The sequence below is a fragment of the Stenotrophomonas geniculata ATCC 19374 = JCM 13324 genome (assembly GCF_001431625.1).
In the GTDB taxonomy this organism is placed as follows: domain Bacteria; phylum Pseudomonadota; class Gammaproteobacteria; order Xanthomonadales; family Xanthomonadaceae; genus Stenotrophomonas; species Stenotrophomonas geniculata.
The window spans coordinates 24,873-51,757 of sequence record NZ_LLXT01000117.1 but is presented as its reverse complement, the minus strand read 5'-3'; the positions used below and the strand labels follow the sequence as shown (position 1 = coordinate 51,757).

Annotated in this window: 26 protein-coding genes and 6 tRNA genes; 6 read left to right on the top strand and 26 right to left on the bottom strand. The window is 67.3% G+C overall.

The window, feature by feature from the left end:
* Positions 1-87: 87 nt before the first annotated feature.
* Positions 88-163 (bottom strand) — tRNA-Gly (locus tag ARC63_RS14085).
* A 130-nt stretch (positions 164-293) separates the two neighbouring features.
* On the opposite strand from ARC63_RS14085, the gene ARC63_RS14080 reads away from it, so the two are divergent.
* Together ARC63_RS14080 and ARC63_RS14075 are read left to right on the top strand one after the other, a co-directional pair.
* Positions 294-695 carry a hypothetical protein gene (locus ARC63_RS14080; protein ID WP_057503605.1) on the top strand — a complete coding sequence of 134 codons (402 nt, stop codon included), beginning with the start codon at positions 294-296 and terminating at the stop codon, positions 693-695.
* Positions 688-1,116: a hypothetical protein gene (locus ARC63_RS14075; RefSeq protein ID WP_010486062.1), complete on the top strand. Its 429-nt coding sequence runs from the start codon at positions 688-690 to the stop codon at positions 1,114-1,116. The genes ARC63_RS14080 and ARC63_RS14075 overlap by 8 nt, the downstream gene beginning before the upstream one ends.
* A 22-nt stretch (positions 1,117-1,138) precedes the next feature.
* Here ARC63_RS14075 and ARC63_RS14070 read toward each other — a convergent pair whose 3' ends face one another.
* The 19 genes from ARC63_RS14070 to ARC63_RS13975 all read right to left on the bottom strand — a co-directional run bounded on the left by ARC63_RS14070 (position 1,139) and on the right by ARC63_RS13975 (position 21,184).
* Entirely contained in the window at positions 1,139-2,059 is a 921-nt protein-coding gene (locus tag ARC63_RS14070) for an efflux RND transporter periplasmic adaptor subunit (RefSeq protein WP_057503604.1), read from the bottom strand.
* Positions 2,056-2,784, bottom strand: coding sequence for an ABC transporter ATP-binding protein (locus tag ARC63_RS14065; protein ID WP_049455305.1), 729 nt, complete (start codon positions 2,782-2,784; stop codon positions 2,056-2,058). Before ARC63_RS14065 ends, ARC63_RS14070 begins: the two co-directional genes overlap by 4 nt.
* A gap of 10 nt (positions 2,785-2,794) precedes the next feature.
* Positions 2,795-3,934, bottom strand: a complete 1,140-nt coding sequence (locus ARC63_RS14060) for an ABC transporter permease (RefSeq protein WP_049455304.1) — start codon at positions 3,932-3,934, stop codon at positions 2,795-2,797.
* Positions 3,931-5,394 (bottom strand): efflux transporter outer membrane subunit, encoded by a 1,464-nt coding sequence (locus ARC63_RS14055; RefSeq protein ID WP_057503603.1) that lies wholly within the window; start codon positions 5,392-5,394, stop codon positions 3,931-3,933. The genes ARC63_RS14060 and ARC63_RS14055 overlap by 4 nt, the downstream gene beginning before the upstream one ends.
* Before the next feature lie 606 nt (positions 5,395-6,000).
* A tRNA-Gly gene (locus tag ARC63_RS14045) sits at positions 6,001-6,076 on the bottom strand.
* A gap of 116 nt (positions 6,077-6,192) precedes the next feature.
* The gene (locus ARC63_RS14040; RefSeq protein WP_057503602.1) at positions 6,193-7,299 is read right to left on the bottom strand and encodes an NAD(P)/FAD-dependent oxidoreductase; all 1,107 of its coding nucleotides are present in this window, start codon (positions 7,297-7,299) and stop codon (positions 6,193-6,195) included.
* A gap of 138 nt (positions 7,300-7,437) precedes the next feature.
* Positions 7,438-7,513, bottom strand: a tRNA-Gly gene (locus ARC63_RS14035).
* A gap of 115 nt (positions 7,514-7,628) precedes the next feature.
* Positions 7,629-8,255: a CDP-diacylglycerol--glycerol-3-phosphate 3-phosphatidyltransferase gene (gene pgsA, locus ARC63_RS14030; RefSeq protein ID WP_010486073.1), complete on the bottom strand. Its 627-nt coding sequence runs from the start codon at positions 8,253-8,255 to the stop codon at positions 7,629-7,631.
* An 18-nt stretch (positions 8,256-8,273) separates the two neighbouring features.
* Positions 8,274-10,118, bottom strand: a complete 1,845-nt coding sequence (gene uvrC, locus ARC63_RS14025; RefSeq protein WP_057503601.1) for an excinuclease ABC subunit UvrC — start codon at positions 10,116-10,118, stop codon at positions 8,274-8,276.
* Positions 10,115-11,527: a hypothetical protein gene (locus ARC63_RS14020; RefSeq protein ID WP_057503600.1), complete on the bottom strand. Its 1,413-nt coding sequence runs from the start codon at positions 11,525-11,527 to the stop codon at positions 10,115-10,117. Before ARC63_RS14020 ends, uvrC begins: the two co-directional genes overlap by 4 nt.
* Complete coding sequence (locus ARC63_RS14015; protein ID WP_019337178.1) at positions 11,524-12,012, bottom strand: low molecular weight protein-tyrosine-phosphatase; 489 nt, start codon at positions 12,010-12,012, stop codon at positions 11,524-11,526. Before ARC63_RS14015 ends, ARC63_RS14020 begins: the two co-directional genes overlap by 4 nt.
* A complete protein-coding gene (kdsB, locus tag ARC63_RS14010) occupies positions 12,009-12,782 on the bottom strand; it encodes a 3-deoxy-manno-octulosonate cytidylyltransferase (RefSeq protein ID WP_019337177.1) in 774 nt (257 codons plus the stop codon). Before kdsB ends, ARC63_RS14015 begins: the two co-directional genes overlap by 4 nt.
* A 74-nt stretch (positions 12,783-12,856) precedes the next feature.
* Positions 12,857-13,876, bottom strand: coding sequence for a tetraacyldisaccharide 4'-kinase (gene lpxK, locus ARC63_RS14005; protein ID WP_049436561.1), 1,020 nt, complete (start codon positions 13,874-13,876; stop codon positions 12,857-12,859).
* Positions 13,876-15,624 (bottom strand): lipid A export permease/ATP-binding protein MsbA, encoded by a 1,749-nt coding sequence (gene msbA / locus ARC63_RS14000; protein WP_010486079.1) that lies wholly within the window; start codon positions 15,622-15,624, stop codon positions 13,876-13,878. The genes lpxK and msbA overlap by 1 nt, the downstream gene beginning before the upstream one ends.
* On the bottom strand, positions 15,621-16,043 hold the full coding sequence (locus ARC63_RS13995) for an ExbD/TolR family protein (RefSeq protein WP_010486080.1): 423 nt from the start codon (positions 16,041-16,043) through the stop codon (positions 15,621-15,623). Before ARC63_RS13995 ends, msbA begins: the two co-directional genes overlap by 4 nt.
* 3 nt (positions 16,044-16,046) lie before the next feature.
* Positions 16,047-16,709, bottom strand: a complete 663-nt coding sequence (locus ARC63_RS13990; RefSeq protein ID WP_019337175.1) for a MotA/TolQ/ExbB proton channel family protein — start codon at positions 16,707-16,709, stop codon at positions 16,047-16,049.
* Between the two features lie 3 nt (positions 16,710-16,712).
* Positions 16,713-19,109, bottom strand: a complete 2,397-nt coding sequence (locus ARC63_RS13985) for a DNA internalization-related competence protein ComEC/Rec2 (protein ID WP_057503599.1) — start codon at positions 19,107-19,109, stop codon at positions 16,713-16,715.
* Positions 19,110-19,167: 58 nt separating this feature from the next.
* On the bottom strand, positions 19,168-20,511 hold the full coding sequence (locus ARC63_RS13980) for a sensor histidine kinase (protein ID WP_010486083.1): 1,344 nt from the start codon (positions 20,509-20,511) through the stop codon (positions 19,168-19,170).
* Position 20,512: 1 nt separating this feature from the next.
* Positions 20,513-21,184: a response regulator transcription factor gene (locus ARC63_RS13975; protein WP_057503598.1), complete on the bottom strand. Its 672-nt coding sequence runs from the start codon at positions 21,182-21,184 to the stop codon at positions 20,513-20,515.
* A gap of 145 nt (positions 21,185-21,329) precedes the next feature.
* Here ARC63_RS13975 and ARC63_RS13970 point away from each other — a divergent pair, with 145 nt between their 5' ends.
* Both ARC63_RS13970 and ARC63_RS13965 read left to right on the top strand, forming a co-directional pair.
* Entirely contained in the window at positions 21,330-22,097 is a 768-nt protein-coding gene (locus ARC63_RS13970) for a MipA/OmpV family protein (RefSeq protein WP_057503597.1), read from the top strand.
* 30 nt (positions 22,098-22,127) lie between these two features.
* A complete protein-coding gene (locus ARC63_RS13965; protein WP_010486086.1) occupies positions 22,128-22,412 on the top strand; it encodes a hypothetical protein in 285 nt (94 codons plus the stop codon).
* Between the two features lie 45 nt (positions 22,413-22,457).
* On the opposite strand, the gene ARC63_RS23520 is transcribed toward ARC63_RS13965, so the two are convergent.
* Positions 22,458-22,598 (bottom strand): hypothetical protein, encoded by a 141-nt coding sequence (locus ARC63_RS23520; protein ID WP_010486087.1) that lies wholly within the window; start codon positions 22,596-22,598, stop codon positions 22,458-22,460.
* 183 nt (positions 22,599-22,781) lie between these two features.
* Here ARC63_RS23520 and ARC63_RS13960 point away from each other — a divergent pair, with 183 nt between their 5' ends.
* On the top strand, positions 22,782-23,114 hold the full coding sequence (locus ARC63_RS13960) for a hypothetical protein (protein WP_057503596.1): 333 nt from the start codon (positions 22,782-22,784) through the stop codon (positions 23,112-23,114).
* Positions 23,115-23,212: 98 nt separating this feature from the next.
* Here ARC63_RS13960 and ARC63_RS13955 read toward each other — a convergent pair.
* The 3 genes from ARC63_RS13955 to uvrB all read right to left on the bottom strand — a co-directional run bounded on the left by ARC63_RS13955 (position 23,213) and on the right by uvrB (position 25,592).
* A tRNA-Val gene (locus ARC63_RS13955) sits at positions 23,213-23,287 on the bottom strand.
* A gap of 98 nt (positions 23,288-23,385) precedes the next feature.
* Positions 23,386-23,460: transfer RNA gene (locus tag ARC63_RS13950), tRNA-Val, on the bottom strand.
* A gap of 107 nt (positions 23,461-23,567) precedes the next feature.
* Entirely contained in the window at positions 23,568-25,592 is a 2,025-nt protein-coding gene (gene uvrB, locus ARC63_RS13945; protein WP_057503595.1) for an excinuclease ABC subunit UvrB, read from the bottom strand.
* Positions 25,593-25,720: 128 nt separating this feature from the next.
* On the opposite strand from uvrB, the gene ARC63_RS13940 reads away from it, so the two are divergent.
* Entirely contained in the window at positions 25,721-26,245 is a 525-nt protein-coding gene (locus tag ARC63_RS13940; protein ID WP_043400494.1) for a GspH/FimT family pseudopilin, read from the top strand.
* 60 nt (positions 26,246-26,305) lie between these two features.
* Here the strand turns inward: ARC63_RS13940 and ARC63_RS13935 are convergent.
* Positions 26,306-26,382: transfer RNA gene (locus ARC63_RS13935), tRNA-Asn, on the bottom strand.
* Between the two features lie 73 nt (positions 26,383-26,455).
* Complete coding sequence (locus ARC63_RS13930) at positions 26,456-26,869, bottom strand: type IV pilin protein (protein WP_082587875.1); 414 nt, start codon at positions 26,867-26,869, stop codon at positions 26,456-26,458.
* Positions 26,870-26,885 lie beyond the last annotated feature (16 nt).

The window sequence follows — 26,885 nt, the reverse complement described above, 5'->3', positions numbered from 1 at the left end:
GACTGCGCGTAAAGCCTTGTGGCTCAACGTGCCCCGCCTTGCCGTGGCGAGAGAAAAACAAGGCCCCTACCGGGGCCCTGTAGAATCTGGAGCGGGAAACGAGACTCGAACTCGCGACCTCAACCTTGGCAAGGTTGCGCTCTACCAACTGAGCTATTCCCGCAGATTCCGTTCGACCTGCGTCGAAGGAGCGCTATTGTGTCCAAATTCCTTCACGCCGTCAACAGTCTTCACACCATGCGGTCACAGGCGTCCGCACTGAGGTACGCTGCCCCGCCCAGCCCCTTGCGCCCATGCTCCTTCGCGGCTCGCCCCTGTTGATCGCCCTGCTGCTGCATCTGCTGGTGGCCCTGCTGTACTGGGCACTGATACCACTGGGAATGAACGGGTATCGCGACCATTTCGGCTTCACTTCCCATCGGGACATCGGCCTGGGCATCGCCCAGTTTTATCTGTTCTGGATGTTCATTGGCGCGCAGCCGCTGATCGCAGTGCTGCGGCCGCTCTTCGCCAAGCTGCTGGTGCTGGCCATTTCCTTGGCATTCGCAACCTGGACACTGATGCACAACCACCCGCTGCGTCTGCTGTACTTCACGGTCGGGCCCGGCCTGCTGGCACTGGCCGCGATCGCCATATCCGTGCGCCATGCATCACGTAGCCACTTGCCCACCACCACGGGCACCGCCGATGCCTAGACGCTACGTCCGCCTGTTCTGGCTGCTGGTCGCGCTCACATGGCTGGCGCTGATCGCCGCGCTGGTCAATGCCGGCTTCACCCCGGACTACTGGCTGCTGCATCACCTGGAAGGCGCCGAGCTGCCCTACCCGACCAGCACCGTCATCGTGTTCGCGTTGCTGGGTACGGTTGAACTGGTGGTGGCCGCCTTGATCGTGCGGCCGTGGAGACTGAAACGACTGTGGCTGCGCCTGTTGATCGCCTTCGTTCTGCTGCTGGCGTGGTCGGTACCGTGGATGCTGTCGGCCATGCACCAGCCGCCGGTGCATGGCATGCACCTGCTGTGGTTGCTGCTGCTGGACGTGGGCCTGCTACTGGCGCTGTGCGCGGTGTCGGCGGTGAGCGCGTGGCGGGCACTCAGGCATCGAAAGGGCCCATAGACGGCCCCACCCAACGCCCGGCCTACTTCAGGAACTCCACCCGCACGTGCTGGCCGAAGCGCGCCTTGGCTTGCCCGTCGAACTCCAGCACGCACTCCACCACCTTGGCCGCGCCACGCCCTGCGTCTTCAGGCAGGCGCGCCTGCGCGAACACCGGGCTGATGCGCACCACGCGTGCCGGCGGCAGCGTGCCGGTGTTCTCGGCGCCATCACTGTCCGGCACGACGGTAGCCTTCATGCCCACCTGCACGGCATCGGCATAGGCGGCGCTCAGTTCGGCACGCACCTGCAGCGGACGCGCCGGCAACAGCGAGATCGCCGGCTTGCCGGCCTGCACGAATGCGCCAAGGCCCGGTACCTGGCCGACCACGGTGCCGGCTTCCGGTGCACTCAACGACATCTGCTGCAGTTTCAGCCTGGCGTGTTCCAGCTTGTGTTGGGCCATGTCGACCTGCGCACCGGCCACGTCGACGTCGGCGCGCACACCGGCCAACTGCTGCTTGGCCGCATCGGCCTGCTGGTTCGAGGACACACCTTCGCTGGCGCCCGTGGACAGGCGGGTGGCGTTGCGCTCCAGTTCGCGCAGCTGCGCTTGGCTGCCTTTCAGGCGGTCATTGGCCAACGCCAGATCGGCGCTGGCCATTGCCACTTCCTGCTGCAGCAGGGCGCCATCCAGCGACAGCAGCAGCTGCCCCTTCTTCACCGTGGCACCTTCCTTCACCGGTGCGGCAGTGATCGAGCCATCCACCGGCGGCGCCAGTGCGATCAGCCCGCCATCGACGTCAATGATGCCCCGCGCTACGGCGACCTTGCTGGCGACGGCAGTGTCCGCCTTGCCTGAGGGTGCAGATGCCGGGGTGGGCGCCTCCCTGGAGCAGGCACCGAGCAGCAGTGCCGCCGACAGGGCCAGGCTGAGGGGAAGCAGGTGCGACGTCTTGGTCATGGGGCGGACTCTACAGTTTCGTTCTGGCGGCGGTCGTCACGGACCATGCCGTCTTCCATGGCGATCACCCGATCGGCATGCCGGATCAGGCGCGGATCGTGGCTCACGCACAGCACGGTGGCGCCATGCGCACGTGCGTAGCGATGCAGGATGTCGATCACGCGCTGGCCGTTCTCGGCGTCCAGCGCGCTGGTGGGTTCGTCGGCGAAGATCAGCGTCGGCGACTTGGCGAAGGCGCGGGCAACGGCTACACGCTGCTTCTCACCGCCGGACAACTGCGCCGGTCGCATGTGGCTGCGATGGCTGAGGCCCACTTCTTCCAGCGCCTTGCGGGCCAGCGGCTCGCTTTCGCGATTGCTCATCCCGCGGTAGCCCAGCGGCAGCTGCACCTGCTCCAGCGCAGTCAGTGCCGGGAACAGATTGAAGCCCTGGAACACGAAGCCGACATGATGCAGGCGGAAGCGCTCCACCTCGCTGCGGGTCATGTGGCCCACATCCTGGCCGAGTGCGTGCACGCGGCCACCATCGGGCGCGGACAGGCCGGACAGCAACGACAACAGCGTGCTCTTGCCGCAACCCGACGGGCCCGATACCAGGGTCAGCTCGCCGGGGTAGATGTCCAGCGACAGCCCGCGCAGCACCGGCACCTGCACGTCGCCGGACATGAAGCCCTTTTCCAGTGCATCGGCCCGCAGAGTCGGGGCGACGGCGCGTATGGAAGTCATCGGCCGGTCCTCAACGCAGCAGCAACGATGGATCGGAGCGGACGACACTGCGTACCGCCATGATGCTGGAGAGCATGGCCATCACCGCAACCAGCGCCACGCAGCCGAGGATCACCATTGGTGTCAGCTGCACCGGAACGCGCTGGGTCTGCGCAATCAACAGCACCACGGTGCTGAAGGCCGCCGCCAGCAACATACCCACGCCGCCGATCAGCAATGCCTGCTCGAACACCACCCGCGCCAGCGCATAGCGGCCTGCACCGAGTGCATTGAGCGTGGCGTACTCACGCACCGAGCCAGCCACCACAGAGGCGAACGACTGGTTGGTGATCACCGCACCGACGAAGCAGACGATGACGGCCATGAACAACACCGCGATGCCGGCGCCGGTATCGAACAGCCAGTACTGCTGCGAGCGGCTGGCGAACTCCGGCGCGGTCCAGAACTCGACCGGCGTGGCCCGGCCCATCGACGCGGACAAGCGGTCACGCACGCGATCGGCCAGGTCCGGCGAGCGCAGGCCCGCCACGAAATAGGTGCTGCCCTCATGTGGGTCGGTACCGGCGATGGCGCGCGCGGTGTCGAGCGAGGCCAGCACGTTTACGCCACCCAGGCCACGCAGGCCCGGTTGCGCGGCAACCACGCGCACGGCCTTGCCATTGATCCAGGCACGGTTGTTCTGCAGGTCCACGCCGAGCGTATCCAGATCGGCGCTGTCGACGATCACCGCACCCGGCTCGCGCAGCTGCGCGCGCAGATCGGCCGGCAGGATGCGCGCGAACATCATCGCGTCGTCGCGGGTGGAAATGCCGGACAGGTACACCGACACATTGCCGGTGCCCTGCGCACTGGAACGCCACTCGCCATCCACCCACTCGTAGGGTTCGACGCGGGCGACATCCGGATCCATGCGCAGGTGGCTTTCCACATCCGCGCTGATCGCATGACCGTAGTTGACACTCTGGGTGCCGGGGAAACCGGCCCAGATGTCGGCCGACGATGCCTTCACATAGATCGCGGCGGTACCGAAGATGCCCAGCACCAGTGCGGCCTGCACGATCAGCAGCACACCGGCAAAGCACATCGCCAGCACCACCGGCAGGAACCGGCGCCACTCATAGGCCAGGGTCTTGCGGGCCAGCGCGATCATTGCAACTCGCCCTCAGCCTCGACCGGCAGCGGTGCGCCGCCAAGGGCACGGTACAGCGACGCAAAGGCCAGCACGCGTGCGCCCTGCGCGCCGATCAGGTCGGCCTGCGAGGCGAGTGCCGCACGCTGCGTGTCCAGCCCATCGAACTCGCTGGACAAACCCAGCTGCACCTGCCGCGCATGGCGCTTGACCTGCTGGTCGGCGGCATCATTGGCCACACGCAGCGACTGGATGCTGCTGCCCTGGCGCGCCAGGCTGCCGAGCGCACCTTCCACTTCGCTCACGCCTTCCAGCACGGCCTTGCGGTAGCCGAGCAGTGCGGCATCCAGCTGCTTTTCATCGGCATGGAAGCGCGCACGACGCTGCCCCCAGTCCCACAGCGGAATATCGACGTACGGGCCGATCGACGGACTGGAATCGGAATTGGAGCGGGCGTTCTGGGTAAGGTTGTAGGCATACAGGATGGAGCCGCCAAGGCTGACCCGCGGATACATCGCGGCGCGTGCCGAACCCTTGCTGGCCGCAGCCTGCATCACCTCCGACTCGGCCAACAGGATCTGCGGACGATGGCGCAACAGATCCGCAGGAACCTGCTGCAGCGAGAACGTGCCCAGCTTCGGCGGCGTGCGATACGCGCGCCAGGCCGGATCCGGGCCGTCACGGCCCAGCAGCAATGCCAGCGCGCGAGCCGCGTTGTCGGCGTTTTCCCGAGCCTGTGCGATGGCGGCACGGGTGGCGGCCTGGCGTGCGCGCAGGCGGTCCAGCTCGCCGGGCTCATCCAGGCGCAGGCGCTGGCGGACCAGGGCCAGTTGTTCACCGCGGTCGTCCACGGTCTGCTGCCGGGCCAGCAGGTCCTGCTGGGCCTGTGCCACGGTCAGGTCCAGATAGCTGCGCACCACGTCGGCAATCACCGCCACCTGTGCGGCATTGCGCAGCGCCTCGGCGTTGCCGGCCGAGGCCTGCGCGCTCAGCTGCGCGCTTTCGGCGGCGCCGAACAGGCCCAGGTCCCAGATCGCTTCGATGCCGGCATGGAAGTAGGTATCGACGGCGGCGGCGTCCTGCACCTGCTTGGCGCTGGCCGAGATTTCCGGCAGGAAACGCGAGTCGGAGGTGCCGGCGACGATCCGCACGGCCTGCAGCCGCAGCGTGGCCTGCTGCAGGTCGAGGTTGCCGGCGATGGCCTGGTCCACCAGGCCGTCCAGCGCCGGGTCGGCCAGCACCTTCCACCACTGCCTGGCGTCCACCGCCACACCCTGCCCCTGCGGCACCTGGGTCCAGGCGCTGGGTGTGCGATCCGGCAGGTCCGGGACGGACACCGACATGCAACCCGCCAGGGCCAGGGTTGCCAACAACGCGCCGGGGCGCAGCACTGCCTGCAGGGAGAGTCCACGCCCTGTCCTGGGCACTGCCACTGAAGTGATACGCCTGACCACCAGCCCGCCAACGTGTAGAAGGAGCATGAAGGCTACCGTGCGATTGTGGAGCGAACATGGAGAAATCGTCCGAAAAAGGTCACAGCACGCGTGCGGTTCAGGCAACGATGGCATTGGCCTTTCACTACGCTTTCAATACGTTCCCGGCACGGAACACTGGACGACTTTCACGGCGTATTGCACATTGCGGCAATTCCTTGCTTCGATGCTGCCCGACCGTGAAACACCCTCGCCGCTGGCTGCTGATTGGCTCGATCACGACAGCGACTGTCGGTGTGATCGTGCTCGTCCTGACCACCCCACTGGTCTCGAACGCCCTGCTGCTACTGATGGAGCGCAGCAACTTCATTCCCGCCGAATCCTCGATCCTCACCTTCGAGCCGTATGCGATCAACGACGGCTCGTCGAACTACTGGTTGTATGGGAAGGACCGCACCTACTACTACCACTTCACCTACGAGGATGACGTTCCCTACGTCTACATCCCGCAGGACAACCGCTGCCCCGGTTTCGACCGGCAGAATGCCCGGACCTGGTGCAGCGCCCTGCCCGGCAAGGCACGCCAGCGCGGTGGTGGTGCAACCGGTGTGACAAACGAAAAACGCTCCCTTTCGGGAGCGTTCTTCTTGAATCTGGAGCGGGAAACGAGACTCGAACTCGCGACCTCAACCTTGGCAAGGTTGCGCTCTACCAACTGAGCTATTCCCGCAGATTCCGTTCGACCTGCGTCGAAGGAGCGCTATTGTGTCGATATTGCTGCACGGCGTCAACAGGAATTTTCACGTGACGTGAAGGATGGCGTTCAGGCGCGCCTGCCTGTTCCCTTCACGTGCGCAGCCCGCGGCGATGGAAGTAGACCTGTTCGGCGATGCGGCGCATGGCCGCTGTTTGCAGCAGTGCATCGAGCGGCCAATCGGCCTGCAGATGATCCATCGCCCAGCGCAGCAGGCGCTTGCCATGGAACGCCGGAGCCACCTGCCGCGCCACCCGTTCCGCTTCCGGTCCTTGCCCACGCAGATTGCGGGCCATCGCCTCGCCGACCGCCCAGCCATGCCGCCACGAGGAGTGGATGCCCCCGGCGGACAGCGGCGAGACGATGCCTGCCGCGTCGCCGGTCAGGATCACGCGTTGGCCCGTGATCGGCCCATCCGGCCGGCCGCAGGGCACCAGGCCGGCGCGGGTGGCCGAGGGACGCGCCGAAGGCGGAATGCCGACCCCATCGCGCACGTGGCCGAGGAAACCTTCAATATCCGGCGGCCGCACCTGTTGCGGGTCATGACGCAACGCCAACCCGACCTGCAGGCCGCTCGGATTCTGCGCGACCCAGCCGATGTAACCCGGCGCGTAGCGCTTGCTGACGAAGCAATGCAGCGCGTCGCCCTGCGCGACATGCAGGCCGGCGAACTCACGTTCGACGCCGTAGAGGTTGTCACGCACCTGGCCGAGCCCGCTGCGCTGTGCCACACGTGAGCGTGCGCCATCAGCGCCAACCAGATAGGCACATCGCCCCGCCCCATCCACCAGCCAGCCGTCACCATTGCGACGTGCATCGGTGAAGGACTGCTGCAGGCGCAGGTCGACACCGTTCGCGCGCAGCTCGCTGGCCAGCCAGCGCATCAGGTTCGGCGTATCGGTGGTGAGGAAGTAATAGCCCGGCGCGGCCAGCAACACGCTGCGCAGATTCGGCGCATACAGGCGCACGTTTGCGACGCGTTGCACGAGATGTTCGGGCATGCGCCCCAGCCAGGTCTGCTCCATCGCCTCTTTCACCACGATGCCGGTGGTGTGCAGGCGCTCGCCGGGGTCGGCCTTGCGTTCCAGCACGCAGACGCGCAGGCCGTACTGGGCAGCAGCCAGTGCGCAGGCGGCACCGGCAAAACTGGCGCCGACGATGACCACGTCGTGATCGTAGGCGGAAGGAGTGTGGAGCATGGCTGCATCGTCCTGGAGGAACGGAGATGCAGCTTCGAACTGCCGCGTGGTGAGGCGAAGGAGTGACGGTGAAGTGGGGATGAAGCGGGTTCTACGCAAACGAAAAACGCCCCCTTGCGGGAGCGTCCTTCTTGAATCTGGAGCGGGAAACGAGACTCGAACTCGCGACCTCAACCTTGGCAAGGTTGCGCTCTACCAACTGAGCTATTCCCGCTTGGGAGCGCGAAATTTTACCTATTCCAAGGATGCCGTCAAGCGCTTTTTTCAGGATCTGCGAGGTGCCCGGCGTCGCGTATCCGCGCCATGCGTGGATACGCGCATCGATGGGGTCAGTTGCCCAGCTTCTTCTGCCGCGAGCGCTCGCGTGCGGCGCGCTCGTCTTCGCGCAGGCTCGGCCAGGCGGCGTGCAGGTACTGCAGGCCCGACCACAGGGTCAGCACTGCGGCAATCGCCAGGGTCCAGTCGCCGATGTGGAACACCGGCCAGCCCATCCAGATATCTTCCACCGGCACGTTGGGGGCCACCGAATACAGCAGGCACAGCAGCGCGACCATCTGCGCGGTGGTCTTGACCTTGCCGATCATCGCCACGCGTACCTTCGCGCGCTGGCCCAGTTCGGCCATCCATTCGCGCAGCGCCGACACCGCGATCTCGCGGCCGACGATGACCGCCGCCCAGAACGCCATCCACGGCGTCGGGTGGCCCTGCACGATCAGGAACAGTGCCACTGCCACCATCAGCTTGTCCGCGACCGGGTCGAGGAAGGCACCGAAGGCCGACTCCAACTGGTAGCGGCGGGCGATCCAGCCATCGAGCCAGTCGGTGATCGCGGCCAGGCCGAAGATCGCCGCCGAAGCGAAGTTGGTCCAGGTGTAGGGCAGGTAGAACACCAGCACCAGCACCGGGATCATCACGATCCGCAACAACGTCAGCCAGGTGGGCAGGGTCAACTTCATGCTTGCGTGCTTCTCTCTCTACTCGGCCGCATCAGGCGTGGCCAACCCGTGCAGGTTAGCGTAGATACGTGCCGCGAGGGCGTCATTGATGCCTTCCACCTTGGCGATTTCCGCTTCGCCAGCGGCTTTCAGGCCGACCAGGCCGCCGAAATGCTTGAGCAGGCTGGCGCGGCGGCGGGGGCCGATACCGGGGATGTCCTCCAGCTTGCTGGTCATCCGCGCCTTCTGGCGGCGGCCGCGGTGGCCGGTGATGGCGAAGCGGTGCGCCTCGTCGCGCACCTGCTGGATGAACTGCAGCGCCGGGTTGGCCGCGCCCGGGCGCAGCTCGCGGCCGTCGGGCATCACCAGCGCCTCGTGGCCGGCGCGGCGCTCCACGCCCTTGGCCACGCCCACCAGCAGTACTCCCTCCACGCCCAGGTCGGCCAGTGCGGCCTGCGCCTGTGCCAGCTGGCCGGCGCCGCCGTCGATCAGCAGCACATCCGGCAGCACGCCCTGCTCTTCCACCGCGCGGCGGAAACGGCGGTCGATGGCCTGGCGCATGGCGGCATAGTCGTCGCCCGGCTCGATGCCGCTGATGTTGAAACGGCGGTACTGCGCGCGCACCGGACCGGCGGCGTCGAACACCACGCATGAGGCCACGGTGGCCTCGCCCAGGGTGTGGCTGATATCGAAACACTCGACACGCTTGACCGGCTCGGCCAGGCCCAGCATGTCGCGCAGTGCATCGCTGCGCGCGTGCTGCGCGTTGCGGCTGTTGAGCTCGGTGGCCAGGGTCAGCTGCGCGTTGCGACTGGCCAGCTCCACGTAGCCGGCACGCTCGCCGCGCACGTTCCACTTCAACTGCACCTTGCGCTCGGCCGAGGCGGACAGCGCGGCGACCAGCAGATCGGCGTCGGGAATCTCGCGATCCAGCAGGATCTCGCGCGGTGGCTCGAATTCGATGTAGTACTGCGAGACGAAGGCGGCCAGCACTTCCTCCGGGCTCTCCTCACCGTTGGTGCGCGGGAAGAATGGGCGGGTGCCAAGATTGCGGCCATCGCGGAAGGCCAGCAGCAGCACGCAGGCCTGAGACCCTTGCATGGCCACCGCCAGCACGTCCAGATCTGCGGCGCGGCCGTCCACGTACTGGCGGGTCTGCATGCTGCGCAGCGAGGAGATCAGGTCGCGCAGGCGCGCGGCCTGCTCGAACTCCAGCGCCTCGCTGGCGGCCTGCATCTGCTCGCCCAGCTCGCGGGTCAGTTCGTCGCTCTTGCCTTCGAGGAAGAGCGCAGCGCGGCGCACCGACTCGGCGTAGTCCGGCGCCGGTACCAGCTCCACGCAGGGCGCGCTGCAGCGGCCGATCTGGTACTGCAGGCACGGCCGCGAGCGGTTGCGGAACACGCTGTCCTCGCAGCTGCGCAGCTTGAACAGCTTGTGCATCAGGTTCAGCGTTTCGCGCACCGCAGTGACGCCGGGATACGGCCCGAAATAGCGACCGGGAATGGCGCGCGGGCCGCGATGCAGGGCGATGCGCGGCCAGTCCTCGCGGGTCAGCAGCACATGCGGATAGGTCTTGTCGTCGCGCAGCGAGACGTTGTAACGCGGCGACAGCGACTTGATCAGCTGGTTTTCCAGCAGCAACGCCTCGGCTTCCGAGCGCGTCACGGTCACGTCCATGCGCGTGATCTGTGAGATCATCGACATGATCCGTGCGTTCTTCGGGCTGCCGTTGAAATAGCTGCCGACGCGGTTACGCAGCGCACGGGCCTTGCCGACGTACAGCAGGGTGTCGTCGGCCGCGTGCATGCGGTACACGCCGGGAGCGGTGCTGAGCTGGGCCGCGAAGGCCTTGCCGTCGAAGACCGGAGCGGGAACGTCGGTCATTCGCTGATCGGCACTTCGCTGAGCACGCCGCTGTCGGGATCGAAGCGCAGCACGGCATGGGCGTCGGTCTCGGCGATCCACACCGCACCTGCGCCCACCGCCAGTCCAGCCGGGCCATGCAGGCGGCGCGGCAGCGGCTGGGTGGTCAGTTCGCCACCGCCCAGGCGCAGCGTGCGCAGGCGACCGTTGCCGGTATCGGCAATCCACAACAGCGGCGCATCCGGGCTTAGCGCGATCGCCTGCGGGAACTGCAGGCTGGCGTCCGCGCGCGGGCCGTCTTCGCTGCCGAAGCGCCATGGCCCCTGCCCGACCAGCGTCTGCACCAGGTCGCCGCGCAGCTGCAGTGCACGGATCGAGGAACCCAGTGCATCGGCCACGTACAGCACCTGCTGCACTACGGCCAGCGCAGTCGGCTGGGCGAACGCGGCCAGATGGCCGCTGCCATCACGCTCGTCGATGGAACCACTGCCGGCGCGCCATTGCAGGCTGCGCTGGCCCAGGTGGTAGCTCCAGATGCGGTTGTCGCCGGCCATGGCGATGTGCAGCTGGTTGTCGGCGATGGCCAGGCCGACCGGATGGTCCAGCGAGACCTGCCGGGCCTGCGCGACCGGACCTTCCACCGGCGCACCGGGGCGGCCATTGCCGCACAGCGTGTCGACGATGCCGGTCAGCAGGTTGATGCGGCGCACGGCGTGGTTGCCGGTGTCGGCCACGTACAGCGCATCGCGCTCCAGCACCAGCGCCTGCGGGCGGTGGAACGCCGCTTCGGCGAGGTTGCCGTCCATGAAATCGGCGGTACCGAGGCCGAACTGGCGCAGGATGCGGCCGCCATGGCTGCATTCGAGGATGCGGTGATGGCCGCTGTCGGCGATGTAGAGGCGCTCGGTACTGACCGCCAGGCCGAGCGGGAAGCACAGTGCCTGGCGGGGCTCCGGATGCAGCTCGCTACCGCCACGCGGCGGCGCCGACGGCGCACCCTCGCACAGCGCATTCAAGGCACGCTCCAGTTCGCCGGGTGCGCCCTGCCCGACCAGCCGCTGCTGTTCGCGGCCCTGCGCATCCAGCAGCACCAGGGTTGGCCAGGCGGTGACGCCGAAGCGGCGCCAGCCATCCCAGTCCGCATCGAGCAGGACCGGCATCGTCAGGCCCTGGCGACGCAACAGCTTCAGTGCGGCACCGGCGTCGCGCTCGAAGTCGAAGCGCGGCACCTGCAGCACCAGCGGCTGCAGCTTGCCGGGGTGGCGCGACAGCCATTGGCCGAACTCGGCCAGGCGTTGCGCGCTCCAGGCGGAGGCGGCGTTGACGAACAACAGCGCCACCGGCCGACCGCGCAGTTCGGTCAGGGTGCAGGGGGTGGCATTGAGCCAGGTGGCGAACTCGGGCAGGTCCGGGACGGGCTGGACGTTCATGGCCCGATTATGCCGGAGTCGGCGTCATGCAACAGTCGTGCCACGGCACGTTTTGCAGCATTGTCCACCAATGTCCAGACCTGTTCGAAATGATCACTGCCGCCGGTGTAGGGATCCGGGATCGCCACCCGGCCCTCTCCGCCCGACCATGGCAGGTACAGTGCCAAGCGTTCGCGCTGGGCCGGCGTGGCGATACGGCCGGCATCACGCAGGTTGGCCTCGTCGGCGCACAGGATCCAGTCGAAACGTTCGAAATCCACAGCCTGCAGCTGGCGTGCACGCAGGCCACCGATGTCCACGCCGTGCCCGGCCGCGCAGGCGATCGCACGCCGGTCCGGCGGCTCGCCCACATGCCAGTCGCCGGTGCCGGCCGAATCCACCTGCACCCGTCCGGCCAGCGGCGAGGCCTCCAGGCGTGCGCGCAGCGCACCTTCGGCCATCGGCGAACGGCAGATGTTGCCGAGGCAGACGACCAGCAGCTTCATCGTGCCGCCAGCGTCTGCAGCAGTGCTTCGGCGCGCTCCAGGTCCTCGGGCGTGTCGATGCCCGGCGGGAACGGTTCGGGCGAGATCGCCACGCTGATCGGGAAGCCCGCTTCCAGCACGCGCAGCTGTTCCAGCGATTCGACCTGCTCCAGCTGGCCCGGCGGCATCGCCGCGAACTGCTGCAGGAAACCGGCGCGATAGCCGTAGATGCCGATGTGACGCAGCCAGTTGTGACCGGCCGGCAACGTGTCACGGCTGCGTGCGAAGCCATCGCGATGCCAGGCGATCGGCGCGCGGCTGAAGTACATCGCCTCGTTGCGCACGTTGCGCACCAGCTTCACCACGTTCGGATCGAACAGGGTTTCTGCATCCTCCACGGCGGTCGCCAGGGTCGACATCGGCGCATTGCCGTCAACCAGCGCCTGGGCCACCGCACGGATACCCGCAGCGGGTGCAAACGGCTCGTCGCCCTGCAGGTTGACCACCACGGTGTCATCGGCCCAGCCGGCGATGCGCGCGCACTCGGCCAGGCGATCGGTGCCGGAGGCATGCGAGGTGGCGGTCATTGCCACCTTCACTTCGGCCAGGCCGGACAGTGCGTCGGCAATGCGTTGATCGTCGGTAGCGACCCAGACCTCGCCGGCACCGGCCTGCAGCGCGCGGCGCGCCACATGCAGCACCAGCGGCTCACCGCCCAGCAGGCGCAGCGGCTTGCCCGGCAGCCGCGAGGCGGCATAGCGGGCCGGGATGGCGACGACGAATTCGGTCATGGGGCGGTACTCGGCAGGCTCGTTACAACGGGAATGCGGCCGGCGGCGCATGAATGCAAGCGCCGCCGTGCCACTCAGTTCGGTCGCAGCTTGTCCAGGCGGTCGGTCAGCGCCACCCAGAACGCGGCAGGCAGCTCGGCGCGCAGCGGGACCGCGTAGTGCCAGTCATTGCCGAACGCCCGGCATTTCACCGCGTCCTTTTCGGTCATCAGCACCGGCAGCTGGCTGCCAAAGGACAGGTCCTGCGGCTGATAGGCCTGATGGTCGGCGAAGGCGTGCGGCACCACGCCGATGCCTCGCGCGCGCAGCATGTCGAAAAAGCGCTGCGGGTGGGCGATGCCGGCCACGGCGTGCACACGCTGGCCCTTGAAGTACGACAGTGGACGAGCACGGCCACCGGCCAGCGGCTGCGCGCTGTCGATGTGCAGGGCCATCGGCCACTGGCCGAAACCACAGGCCTGGGCCGCAGATTCCTCATCGGCCTGGCCGAGATTCACCACGCGGAAATCGCACTCGCTGGCGCGGCTGACCGGCTCGCGCAGCGGTCCGGCCGGAATCATCCGGCCATTGCCGTAGCGGCGCTGCGCATCGACCACTTCGATCTCGATGTCGCGCGCCAGCCGGTAGTGCTGCAGGCCGTCGTCGCAGACGATCACATCGCAGCCGGCCTCGATCAGCGCCTTGCCGGCAGCAACGCGATCACTGTCCACGCGCACCGGCACGCCTGTCTTCCAGGCAATCAGCACCGGTTCGTCACCGCCCTTGGCAGTCGGCGTATCGGCCTTCACCCACAGCGGTTTGTCGGCATCTTCGCGGCCGTAGCCACGACTGGCCACGCCCGGCTTCCAGCCGGCGGCACGCAGGCGCTCCACCAGCGCGATGGTCAGCGGCGTCTTGCCAGTCCCACCGGCGGTGATGTTGCCAACCACGATGACCGGCACCGGCAGCGTGTAGCGCTTGCGCCAGCCACGCCGATAGGCACGCCGGCGCAGCGCGGTGACGCCGGCATACAGCGGCGCCAGCAGGCGCATCGCCCACGGAACCGGGCTGCCGTCGTACCAGTACGGCGGGGTCTGGGTGCCCTTGCCGGCCATCAGTCCTGCCTTTCGCGGAACTGCATGCTGTGCAGATGCTGGTAGAGGCCACCCATGGTGAGCAGCTCCTTGTGGGTACCGCGCTCGACGATGCGACCGTGGTCCATCACCAGCACCTGGTCTGCATGCTCGATGGTCGACAGGCGGTGAGCGATGACCAGCGTGGTGCGCTCGGGCATCAATCGCTGCAGCGCGTCCTGCACCAGGCGCTCCGATTCGTTGTCGAGCGCTGCGGTGGCTTCATCGAGGATCAGGATCGGCGCGTCGCGCAGGATCGCACGGGCGATCGCCAGGCGCTGGCGCTGGCCGCCGGACAGCAGCGCGCCGTTCTCGCCCACCGGGGTCTGCAGCTGCTGCGGCATGCGCGCGATGAACTCCCAGGCGTTTGCGGCTTCGGCCGCCGCTCGGATCTGTTCATCGGTCGCGTCCATGCCATAGGCGATGTTGGCGCCAATGGTGTCATCGAACAGCATGACCTTCTGCCCGACCATCGCCACCTGCCGACGCAGGTCGGCCAGCGGATAGTCATCCAGTGCCACGCCATCGAGAGTGATGCGCCCGCCGCTGGGTTCATAGAAGCGCGGCACCAGCCGGATCAGGCTGGTCTTGCCACTGCCGGACCGACCGACGATGGCAGTGACCGTACCCGGCTTGGCCACGAAGCTGATGTCGTCCAGGGCGATGCCACTGTCTTCGCGGTAACGCAGCATGACGTGCTCGAAGGCCAGCTCGCCGCGCACGCGCTGCACCGTGTTGCGGCCATCGTCGCGCTCGACCGGCATGTCGAGGATGTCGAACAGGCGCTCGGCGGCGGACACACCGCGGGAGATCGAGGACTGCACGCTGGTCAGGCGGCGCAGCGACGGAATGATCGCCGTCATCGAGATCATCAGGCCCATGAACTGGCCGGCATTGAGGCGGCCTGCCAGTGCTTCGCGGGTCGACACCCAGACGATCACCGCCAGCGCCAGCGCGGCCAGGAACTGGACCACGCTGGAGGCACCGGCACGGGTGATTTCCACCTTCATGTTCAGCGCCAGCATGCGGTTGGCCAGGCGCGAGTAGCGCGACATTTCGTGCTGCTGGGTACCGTGCACCTTCACTTCCTGCTGGGCCGCCAGCGACTGCTCGGCGGTCTGCGCCATCGTGCCCATGCCGTCCTGGATGCCACGGCTGATGCGCCGGTAGCGCTTGCCGACGTAGGACACGATCACGCCGATCATCGGCACCACCACCAGCATGGCCACGGTCACCTTGACGCTCATCTGCAGCATCACCGCCAGCATGGCGATGATGGTCAGGGTGTCGGCAACCACGGTCTTGAGCGCATCGGCACTGGCCTGGGTGACCTGCTCGGTATCGAAGTTCAGGCGGCTGACCATCACCGGCGTCGATTCGGTATCGAAATGCGAGGACGGCAGGTGCAGGTACTTGGCCAGCACCTGTTCACGCAGGTCACGCACCACGCTGCGACCGGTCTTGGCCAGCGCGTAGTCGCTCACCCAGGTGGCGGCGCTGCGCATCAGGAACAGACCAAGGATGGTCAGCGGCAGGATCACCGCCATTTTCGGTTCGGGATTGACGAAGCCGCGGTTGACCAGCGGCTCCATCAGCTTGGTGAAGTGGTAGCCGGCCACCGACTCCACCGCCATGGCGATGACGGCGGCGACCATCATGCCCCAGTAGGCACGGGTGTATCCCAGCAGACGTTTGTAGATCGGCCACACCGGCGCGTGTTTGGAACTCATGGACGCACCTCGGGTGCTGTTGCAATGGCAATACGGCGGAAGCCGAGCTGACCGAGCGCATCCTGCGCGGTCACCACGGCCTGATAGGGCGTGCGGGCATCGGCACGCAACAGCACCGGCTGGGTGCGGTCGCTGCCGGCAACGGCCGCGATGGTCTGCTTGACCGACTCGACGTCGTTGCGCAGCACTTCCTGGTCATTGATGAAGTAGCGGCCTTCGGCGTTGATCAGCACGCTCAACGAGCGCGGTGGCTCATTGCTGGGCTGCTGGCTGGCCGTGGGCAGCTCCACCTGGAGTGTCGAGCGCGCGTCGAAGGTGGTGGTGACCACGAAGAAGATGATCAACACCAGGATGACGTCGATCAGTGGCACCAGGTCGATATGCGGCTCATCCTGGGATCGGTCGTTGCCGATACGCATCGATCAGGCCTTCGCCGTCGCCGCGCCGGCCGGGCGCGTGGCAGCGGCAGGGTTCATCACCCCGGGTCGGCCATCCAGCGTATCCAGCAGCGCGCTGGCTTCCTGCTCCATCTCCACCACGTAACCGTGGATGCGGCCCTTGAAGTAGCGGTGGAACATCAGCGCCGGAATGGCGACGATCATGCCGGTGGCGGTGCACACCAGCGCCTTGCCGATACCACCGGCCAGCTGGTTCACATCACCCACGCCGTGGTCGAGGATGCCCAGGAACATCTGGATCATGCCGATCACCGTGCCCAGCAGCCCCAGCAGCGGCCCGGCCGAAGCGATGGTACCCAGCGCGTTGAGGAAACGCTCCATGCGGTGCACCAGGTGGCGGCCGGTGTCTTCGATGCGCTCGCGGATCTGGTCGCGCGGGCGGTTGCGGGCTTCCAGTGCGGCAGCCAGCAGCGCGCCCAGCGGCGAGTTCGCGCGCAGCGTCTGCAGGTGGGCCGGGTCGAGCTTGCCGCGTGCCGCCCAGTTGCGCACTTCCTGGCCGAGGCCGGGCGGCAGCACTTCAGTACGCCGCAGGGACCAGAAACGCTCCAGGATGATCGCCAAAGCCAGTACGCCCAACAGCAGCAGCGGCACCATCGGCCAGCCACCGGCCTTGACCAGTTCCCACACGTTTCAACCCTCCGGCCCAACGGCCGCTTGTTCGATCGGCGATAGGATAGCAGCCGACCGCGCCCGCCCAGCGGCATCCCACCAGCGGGATGCGTGGATGCGCTGTTCACGCAGCTGCAGCCCTTGTGCGCCAAGCCATATGCGGATCGCCCCGGAATCGGCCGTGGCCAGTACCTCGGCCCCTTGCGCCTGCCAGCGCTGGACCACGTCCTGGCGAGGATGCCCGAAGCGGTTGCGGTGCCCGGCCGAGACCACCGCCAGCCGTGGCGCCACGGCCTCGACCCACGGCGCGCTGGAGCTGCCGCCGCTGCCATGGTGCGGCACCAGCACCACATCCGCCTTCAGCGCTGCCGGAGACGCCTCCAGCAGCGTCCGCTCGGCCGGCCGGCCGATGTCACCCGGCAGCAGGACCACGCCGTGGCGGCTGGCGATGCGCAGCACGCAGCTGTCTTCGTTCTCGGCCTGACGGCTGCCCGGCGCCGGGTGCAGGACCTGGAAATCTACCCCGTCCCACTGCCAGCGCAGCCCCTGCTGGCAGGGCGTGGCGCCAGCGATGGTGCTGCCCGGTGGCGCCAGCAGCTGCAGTCCGGGCAGCTGCCGTCGCAGGCTGGACAGGCTGCCGGTGTGATCAAGATGGTCATGGCTGAGCATCACCTGCCGGGGCGGCCCCTGGCCGAGCGCGCGCAGCGCCGGGACCAGAATCCGCTCGTTGCCTTCGCCGCCGGTCGGCGGCCCCACGTCGTACCAGAGCGCGTGCCGCGCCGTACGCACCAGCACCGCAGCGCCCTGCCCTACGTCATGCACCAGCAGCTCCAGTTCTCCTTCGGCCGGTGCATGCCGGGCGGGCCACAGCAGCGGCAGGCACAGCAGCAGGCCCGCCAGGCCACCGCCGGCGCCGCGTGGCAGCAGCCACCAGAACACCCCGGCCAGTGCCGCCGGTACCGCCCAGCGCGGCGCCTCAGCCAACCACCACATGGCCTGCGGGTGCAGCGCCAGTGGCTGCAGCGCCTGCCAACTCAGCTCGAACAGCCAGGCCGCGGCACGCCAGGCCCAGCGCCCGGCACCGTCGTGCAGCACCTGCAGCGCGGTACCCAGCAACGACAACGGCACCACCAGCAGGGTCCACCACGGAATGATCGGCAGATTGACCAGCGGCCCCAAGCGCGCGGTGCAGCCGAACAGGGCCACGCACAGCGGCAACAGGCCGAGGCTGGCCACGCCCTGCGCGGCCAGGAAGCCACGCAGGCCCCCACCGGCGCCCTCCGGCCCGGTTCGCGGCAGGCACCACAGCAGCCACAGCACGCCGCCAAAGCTGAGCCAGAACCCGGCCGACAGCACCGACAGCGGCGCCGGCAACAGCATCACCATCGCGGCCAGGGCCAGCCCCTGCCCCGCACCCACCGGGCGACGTCCGGCACGGGCCAGTGCCACCAGCCCGATCATCAGCGCCGCACGCACCGTTGGCAGCGCGCCGCCGGCTGCCACGGCATAGGCGGCTGCGGCCAGCGCCGCGCCCCATGCCGCCGCCTGCGGCCGTGGCCAGTACCGTCCCAGCACTGGGCACAGCCACCACGACACGCGGCACAGCAGCACGCCGAAACCCGCCACCACGCCCACGTGAAACCCGGAAATGGCGACCAGATGGGTCAGGCCCAGCGCGCGCAGGTGTTCCCAGTCGGCATCGGACAGGCCGCGGGTGTCGCCCAGGGCCAAGGCCTGCACGAACCGCGCGGCAGGATGTGCCACCTGCGTGGCGATGGCATCACTGCTGCGCTCGCGCCAGGCCGGCAGGCCCTGCGCAGGCGCGTGCTCACGGGCAGCGCCCGGGTCGCGCACCGTGCCATTGCCGGAGATACCACGCAGCAATGCATGGCGTTCGCCATCGAAGCCGCCGGGATTGATCCGCGAGCGTGGCGCACGCACGCGCAACGACAACTGCCAATGCGCCCCGGCACGAACCGCATGTCGCCCGCCGGCCTCGTGCGCTGACGATCCGCGCCACGGGTCGTTCCAGGTGACCTGCAGGCGCTTGCCGCGCAGCACTGGCAGCGTATCGGCCTCCTCCACGTGCAGCACGAAACGCGTGTAACCGGGGCCTCTCTGCGGAAGATCGGCCACCCGCCCGCGCACCTGCACATCCTGCGGCGGCGCGTCGGGTGGAAGCTGGTCGTGCAGGGCCCACTGCCCGTGCACTGTTGCCCATGCCAGGCCGAGCATGACTGCAGCCCAGGTGCGGCCTCGCCAGCGCAGCAGCCAGCCCGCGCCGCCTGCAACCGCCATCGGCACGCTCAGCCACAGCGGCAGCAACGCCGGCATCTGCACGCAGGCCAGCGCGCCCAGCACCAGGCCGGCGGCGCAGCCGGGGCCGAACAGGGCCGGCGCGGAACGTTCGGAAACCATTCCAGCAGCCTGCCGCCGGGCGCGACAGTTGCCTATCGGGGTTTTCCCCGCGCGGCTGTCAGCGCCGGACGGTGCCGCGGTGGAAATTGACCCGGAAGCTGGCACCACCGCCAGCGGCCTCGCCGACACTGACCGAGCCGCCGTGGTGCTGCACGATTTCCTTCACCAGATGCAGGCCCAGGCCACTGCCACTGCCCGCCGCGCGCAGGCGATGGAACGGCTCGAAGATCGCTTCACGATCGCTCACCGGAATACCGGCACCCTGATCGCTGACTTCCAGCAGGCCACGTGCATCCAGGCGCACGCAGATGGTGCCGCGTCCGCCGCCGTGGACAATGGCGTTGTGCACCAGGTTGGCGATCACCCGTCCCAACGCCAGGCTGTCGCCGTGGATCCACACCGGCATCTCAGGTGCATCCACTTCGAAGCCGTAGCCGGCACCGACCACCAGCGGCGCCAGATCGGCGGCCGCTTCACGCACCAGCAGCGCCAGATCCAGCCGCTGCAGTGCGCCGACATTGCGATCAAGTCGCTGCAGGTCAAGCAGGTGCTCGGCGACGTTGCCGAGCCGCGCTACGTCGGTCAGCAGCTGCGACTTCAGCTCGCCCTGCGGCAGCTGCGACAGACGCGCCTGCACTACCGCGATCGGCACACGCAGCTCGTGCGCGGCATCGGCAAGGAACTTGTCACGCGCCGCATAGCCCTGCTGCACCTTGTCGATCGCGTCGTTGAAGGCTTCGACCAACGGCGCGACCTCGGTCGACACCAGCTGCGCATCCAGCCGCGCACCCGGCTGGCCGATATCCAGCTCCTTGGCCTGTTGCGCGGAGCGGCGCACGCCACGCATCGCGCGGTGGATCACGGTCGGCATCACCAGCAGCGTGACCACGATCAGCGGCAGGAAGAACCACAGGCCGATCAGGCGCAGCACCATCAGCGCGCCATCCAGCAGCCCGCCCTTCGGTGCCCCGCCCACCATCACCGTGATGCGCCGTCCATCCTCGTTGCGGATCATCACCCGCGCCACATCCAGGTAGGGCGGAACCAGCGAACCAAGTTCGGTCGCGCCCAGCGTCGGCAACCGCGCCAGCAGCGGCGCGTGGATCGCCGGAATCGTGCCGCGCTCCAACCAGACCCCCTTGTCGTCGACTGCCGCGAACCAGAGGTTGCCGCCGGCACTGGCATCGAGCTTTTCCCAGCGCGCCTGGTCCAGCACCAGCCGGCCACCATCGCTGTGCACCGCCTTGGCCACCGCCTCGGCCATGAACATGTCCATGCCCCAGGTGTCCTTGTCACCCCAGGTCAGGATCAACGCAACCACCGCGAACAGCACGGTGAAGGCCTGCGCCAGGAACAACCGCCAGGCCAGGCCCAGGGTGATGGAGCGGATCGGACGTGCCATCTCAGGCCTCCGCCAGCAGGTAGCCGACGCCGCGGATCACATGGATCTCCACGCCGGCCCCGGCCTGTTGCAGCGCCTTGCGCAGCTTGGAGATATGCGCGTCCAGTGCATTGGACTGGATCTCGTCATCGAAGCCGTACACTGCCGCCTCCAACGCGCTGCGGGTGACGGTGCGTCCCTGTCGCATCGCCAGCGCCTGCAGCACCAGCACCTGGCGCCGGGGCAGCGCCAACAGCTGGCCCTCCACCTGCGCCTGCAGCGATTCGAAGTCGAATTCCAGCCGGCCCAGATGCAGGCTTGGCGTCACCATCGCCGAGGGCCGGCGCGAGACCGCGCGGATCCGCGCCATCAGCTCCTCGATCGCCACCGGCTTCACCAGGTAGTCATCGGCACCGACGTCCAGCCCCTCGACCTTGTCCGACAGCGTGCCCTTGGCGGTCAGCATGATCACCGCCAGGTTCGGGCGCAGCGCGCGCGCGGTGGCGACGAACGCCACGCCATCGCCATCGGGCAGCTGGCGGTCGAGCAGCATCAGCTGGTGCACCGGCTCGCGCAGCGCGACCGCGGCTTCGGCCAGGCTGCCGACCACGTCGGCGACCACGCCCTGCCGCTCCAGGCCCGATTGCAGGGCACGGGACAGATCGGGATCGTCTTCGACCAGGAGGATGCGCATCAGGGGCTCGGCTACCGGAAACGGTGCCGATCATAGTGCCTGGCGCCGGCTTTGGGCGCCTTCGCGTGCCGAATGCCAAGGCGCAATGTTCTGACAATGTTGTGGCCGCACCATGCACAGCCATCCCCCGCAAAGTGGCTGATCGATGCCGTCGCTGTCCCCGACCCTGCTGCGCCCGTTGCTGTTCTCCGCTGCCATCGGCCTCCCGTTGATCACCCACGCCGCCGACCGGAACCCGGGGGTGCAGGCCGGTATCAGTGCCGGCGCGACCTCAGGGGCCTACGCCCACTACGACGTCAAGCCGCTGGTCGTACCGTCCATTGCCTGGCAGGGCGAGCGCTTCTTCGCCAGCCCGGGCTCACTGGGCATGTACCTGTACAAGCGCGAAGGCCTGCGCCTGTCGGCGGCGGTCACGCCCTACACGCTGCGCTTCAAGACCGACGACGTGAACGATCCTCAGCTGCGTCGCCTGCACAGCCGGCAGATGTCTGCCATGGCCGGCGTCAATGGTGAATACAGCGCCGACTGGGGCATCGTCGAGGCCAGCGTGATGCGCGAGGTCACCGGCCACGGAGGTGGCATGGAATCGCGTCTGCACTACAGCTATCCGATCCAGGCCGGTCGCTTCACCTGGGTGCCCAAGGTCGGCGTGGTGCACTCCAGTGCGCGCCTGCTCGACTACTACTACGGCATCACCGACGAAGAAGCGCTGCGCTCGGGACTTGCCGCGTACAACCCGGGCAGCGCGACATCACCGAACCTGCAGATCGCGGTCAGCACGCCCCTGGGCACGAAGTGGCGCGCGACCGGCGTCGTCGCCAACCAGTGGTTCGGCGATGCCGTAAAGGACAGCCCGATGGCCCGTCGCGGTACGCAGACGTCGGCCTTCGTTTCCCTGATGCGCTCGTTCTGATCGAGCGCCCGCAACGGACAAGGACCCCCCATGGCCTCCGTCTCCCCTGCTGCTGAAGCGCACGCGATCCTGCGTGCCCCGGACCTGGACAGCGCCGAGCGCGCCTACCTGGGGCTGCTGCCGGACCTGGAACACGTGAACGCGTTGACGCGCCGCGCACTTGGCCTTTCGCGTGCTGCCGATGCGGCACGCGGCTATGCGTTGTCGATGATGCTGGTGGGATTGCGCCTGCAGGAACTTGAGATGGGCGAAGCAACCGCAAAGGAACATCGCCAGGCCACCCTGCGCAGTCTGCGCCAGGCCTTCAGCGCCTGAGCGCAGGCCAGCAACGCTGCCGGTGCTGCAAGGCAGTGGGAAGACTCAGCGGAACGTGGTCCACGCCAGCACCGCCGCCAGCAGGGCCACCCAGATCACCGCCTTGAAGGTACCCTCCAGCATGTTGCCGCCGAACAGCAGCTCAAGGATGGGATTGGGCCGGGAAACCGGAACGTGATCGCTCATGCGGCAGCTCCTTGCAGTGACGGCGCGATTGCGCGGTAGACCGAAGTCTACGCCTGCACGGCCCGGATTCATCGCCCCCCCGGCCGTCTTTGGCGGCTCAATTCCAGCCTTCGTCGCAGACCGGCTGCAGCACCCCAGATGTCATGCCAGCCTGCGTGCACTTTCCCGCTGGAGCACCGTGCCATGCCGATGCTTGCCCTGATGCTGCTGCTCTCCAGCCTGTTCGGCGCTGGCAGCGAGCCCACTGAAGAGGCCCTTCGCAGCCAGATCCTGATTGCCGAAACCCAGCAGCCGGAAGCCGTACGACAGGATTGCGGTTCGCCCTCCCTGCTGCTTTACCGGCTGCGCCAGGACCGGGTCCTGAGGCTGGCCAACCAGCCCGTGCAACGCGAACCCGCCGATGCCCAGCCCACGCGTGGTGCGACGGTTCGCGTTGCCCAGCTCTGGGAGCGCGTGGACGGCCACTGGAAGTTGCAGCGGATGATCAGCGTCGAAGACCTGGCCGTGCAACGCTGACCATGTGGAACCGTGGTCGATGCCTAAAACGAAAAAAGCCGACCCAGGGCCGGCTTCCATCGTGATCCACCGCTGCACCGGCAATGCCGGGAGCCAGGTGGTGGGCGGTACAGGGTTCGAACCTGTGACCCCTACCATGTCAAGGTAGTGCTCTACCGCTGAGCTAACCGCCCATCTTGTTCTTGCCGCCCGAAAGCTGGCCTTGCTACGTAAAAACCCGGCGCCAGGGCCGGGCTTTGCTGTTCACGACAGCCCCCTTCCGGAGACTTCGTGGTGGGCGGTACAGGGTTCGAACCTGTGACCCCTACCATGTCAAGGTAGTGCTCTACCGCTGAGCTAACCGCCCGTTTTTGCTTCTGAACGTCCGCGATTGCGTCGGTGCAGGCCGCGTATATTACGGATGCCGGCCGTGAAGCGCAACACTTTTGTGAAGAAGATGCTGCACTGCCGCGTTCAGCCCAGACTCGCTTCCTTCAGCTGCCGGATCTGGTCACGCACGCGGGCGGCATCCTCGAACTCCAGGTTCTTGGCGTGCTGGTACATCTGCTGTTCCAGTGCCTTGAGACGGGACGCCAGCTGGGCCGGGCTGAGCGATCGATAGTCACTCCCCTCCTCGGCAACGCCGGGCCTGCCTTTGCCCTTGCCCTTCTTTGCTTCCTTCTCGGCGGCGTCCGAACGCGCCCCTTCCAGCACGTCGACGATCGGGCGCGCCACCGAGCGCGGCACGATGCCGTGCTCCTCGTTGTACTCGACCTGTTTGGCGCGACGACGGTCGGTCTCATCGATCGCGGCCTGCATCGAACGGGTGATCTTGTCCGCATACAGGATCGCCTTGCCGCGCACGTTGCGCGCGGCACGGCCGATGGTCTGGATCAGCGAGCCGGTCGAGCGCAGGAAGCCCTCCTTGTCGGCATCCAGGATCGCCACCAGCGACACTTCCGGCATGTCCAGGCCTTCGCGCAGTAGATTGATGCCCACCAGCACGTCGAACTTGCCCAGGCGCAGGTCGCGGATGATCTCCACGCGCTCGACCGTGTCCACGTCCGAGTGCAGGTAGCGCACGCGTATCCCGTGCTCGGTCAGGTACTCGGTGAGGTTCTCGGCCATGCGCTTGGTCAGCGTCGTGACCAGCACCCGGTCACCGGCCTTGATGCGCGCGTTGGCTTCGCTCATCAGGTCGTCGACCTGGGTCCCCACCGGGCGGATCTCCACCACCGGGTCGATCAGGCCGGTGGGACGTACGACCAGCTCGGTGATCTCGTCACCGGCCTCGCGGTACTCGTAGGGGCCCGGCGTGGCCGACACATAGATGCTGCGCGGGCAGCGCTCCTCCCACTCCTCGAAGCGCAGCGGCCGGTTGTCCAGCGCCGAGGGCAGCCGGAACCCGAATTCGACCAGCGTCTCCTTGCGCGAACGGTCGCCCTTGAACATGGCACCGATCTGCGGAATGGTCACGTGGGATTCGTCGATCACCAGCAGCGCGTCGGCCGGCAGGTAGTCGAACAGGGTCGGCGGCGGTTCGCCGGCATTCTTGCCGGTCAGGTGCCGGGAGTAGTTCTCGATGCCGTTGCAGAAGCCGACCTCGGCCATCATTTCCAGGTCGAACTGGGTGCGCTGCGCCAGGCGCTGTGCTTCGACCAGCTTGTTCTGTGCGTACAGCTGCTCCAGCCGCTCCTTCAACTCGACCTTGATCGTCTCGATCGCTGCCAGCACACGCTCGCGCGTGGTGGCGTAGTGGGTCTTCGGGTAGACCGTGAAGCGCTGCATGTTGCGCAGCGTCTCGCCGGTGAGCGGGTCGAACAGGGTGATCTTCTCGACCTCGCCATCGAACAGTTCCAGGCGCAGGGCTTCGCTGTCCGACTCGGCCGGAAACACGTCGATCACTTCGCCACGCACGCGGAACGTACCGCGCTGCAGCTCGTACTCGTTGCGCGTGTACTGCAGCTGGGTGAGGTGGTTGATCAGATCGCGCTGGTCGATGCGCTCGCCCTTGGACAGGATCAGGCGCAACGACAGGTAGTCTTCCGGCGCGCCCAGGCCGTAGATCGCAGATACCGTCGCCACCACGATCGCGTCCGGGCGCGACAGCAGGGTCTTGGTCGCCGCCAGTCGCATCTGCTCGATGTGCTCGTTGATCGAACTGTCCTTCTCGATGAAGGTGTCCGACGACGGCACGTAGGCTTCCGGCTGGTAGTAGTCGTAATAGCTGACGAAATACTCCACCGCGTTGTGCGGGAAGAACGCCTTGAACTCGCCATACAGCTGCGCCGCCAGCGTCTTGTTCGGCGCCATGATCAGCGTCGGCTTCTGCACGTTCTGGATGACGTTGGCGATGGTGTAGGTCTTGCCCGAGCCGGTGACGCCCAGCAGGGTCTGCTTGGCGATGCCCGCTTCAAAGTTGCTGGTCAGCTTTGCGATGGCATCAGGCTGGTCGCCCGCCGGCGAATACGGCGAGACGAGTTCAAAACGGTCGCTCATGGTGTTGCCAGTTCCCGGGAAGGGTGAGTATACGGGGCAAGCGGTGACGGCCGGCTGAGGGGTTTCCGGGCAGGCAGCCGCGGCGTTGGCCGATGGTGAATGCGCGAGCACGGAACGAGGCTGGAGGCATGTCCCTTCATCTTCGCCCTGCCCGGCTCCACCGCGGCCTCCATCTGATCGAGCTGCTGATCGCTGTCATGGTGCTGTCGGTCCTGCTGGCTTTGGCGTGGGGCCCCTGGCAACGCACGCTGCGGCACTTCCAGGCGGAAACGCTGCGCGCCGAACTGGTCGCCAGCCTGTCGATGGCACGCAACGCCGCCATCACCGAACGCCGCCGTGTGACGGTCTGCGGTTCGTCGGATGGCATGAGATGTGACCAGGCATGGAGCCAGGGCTGGCGGGTGCAGGTCGAACCGGCCAACAGCGCGACCGGCGCCGCAAGGGAACTCCGCGTGCACAGGGCACGCCGGCGTCATGTCGACCTGCGCACCAGCGATCATCGGCCCGACATCCGGTTCCGGCCCGACGGCCGCAATGCCGGCACCAACCAGTCCATCGTGCTGTGCATGAATGGACAGGAGCACAGCCGCGTCATCATCAGCGTCCCCGGGCGGGTCAGGAGCCAGCGCCCGCGCAGGCCGATCCCCTGCTGAAAACTGAAATGCCATCGCGGAAACGAAAAAAACCGCGATTTCTCGCGGCTTTTTCGAATCTGGCGCCCGAAGTTGGACTCGAACCAACGACCCCCTGATTAACAGTCAAGTGCTCTAACCGGCTGAGCTATTCGGGCGGGGTGCGCATTTTAGCCAGCGTTCGCCGGAGAGTGCAAGTCTTTTATGCGATGTGGCGAAACGGCCCGCCCTTCACCAGCATCCGGGCCCCTTGCTGGCATTCGGCGTCTTTCGTCCGGCCTGATCCAGGGTCAGTGTCCCGCATTTGTCATCTTCCTGACCATTCTCCGGTACCGCCTGCAACTCGAACGTGGCCGCAGTCGCATCACCGTTCAAGGACAGCGCATAGAACGAGGTGCCGTTACGCGGCGAGCTGGTGAACGGCAGAGTCAAACCGGCGTAGGTGTTCTGAGTGGTGTGATTGCGTTCCAGCACCTGCGCCAGTTCCACCAGATCGGCCTTGGCCTGGGCGCGCCGGGCCTTGCGCACGTGCTCGGTGTAAGCCGGCATGGCAACAGCGGCAAGAATCGCAACTACGGCAACGGTGATCATCAGCTCGATCAGAGTGAAACCACGGACGGTACGAAATGGTGATTTCATGCGCATAGGCTTCCCGGATTGC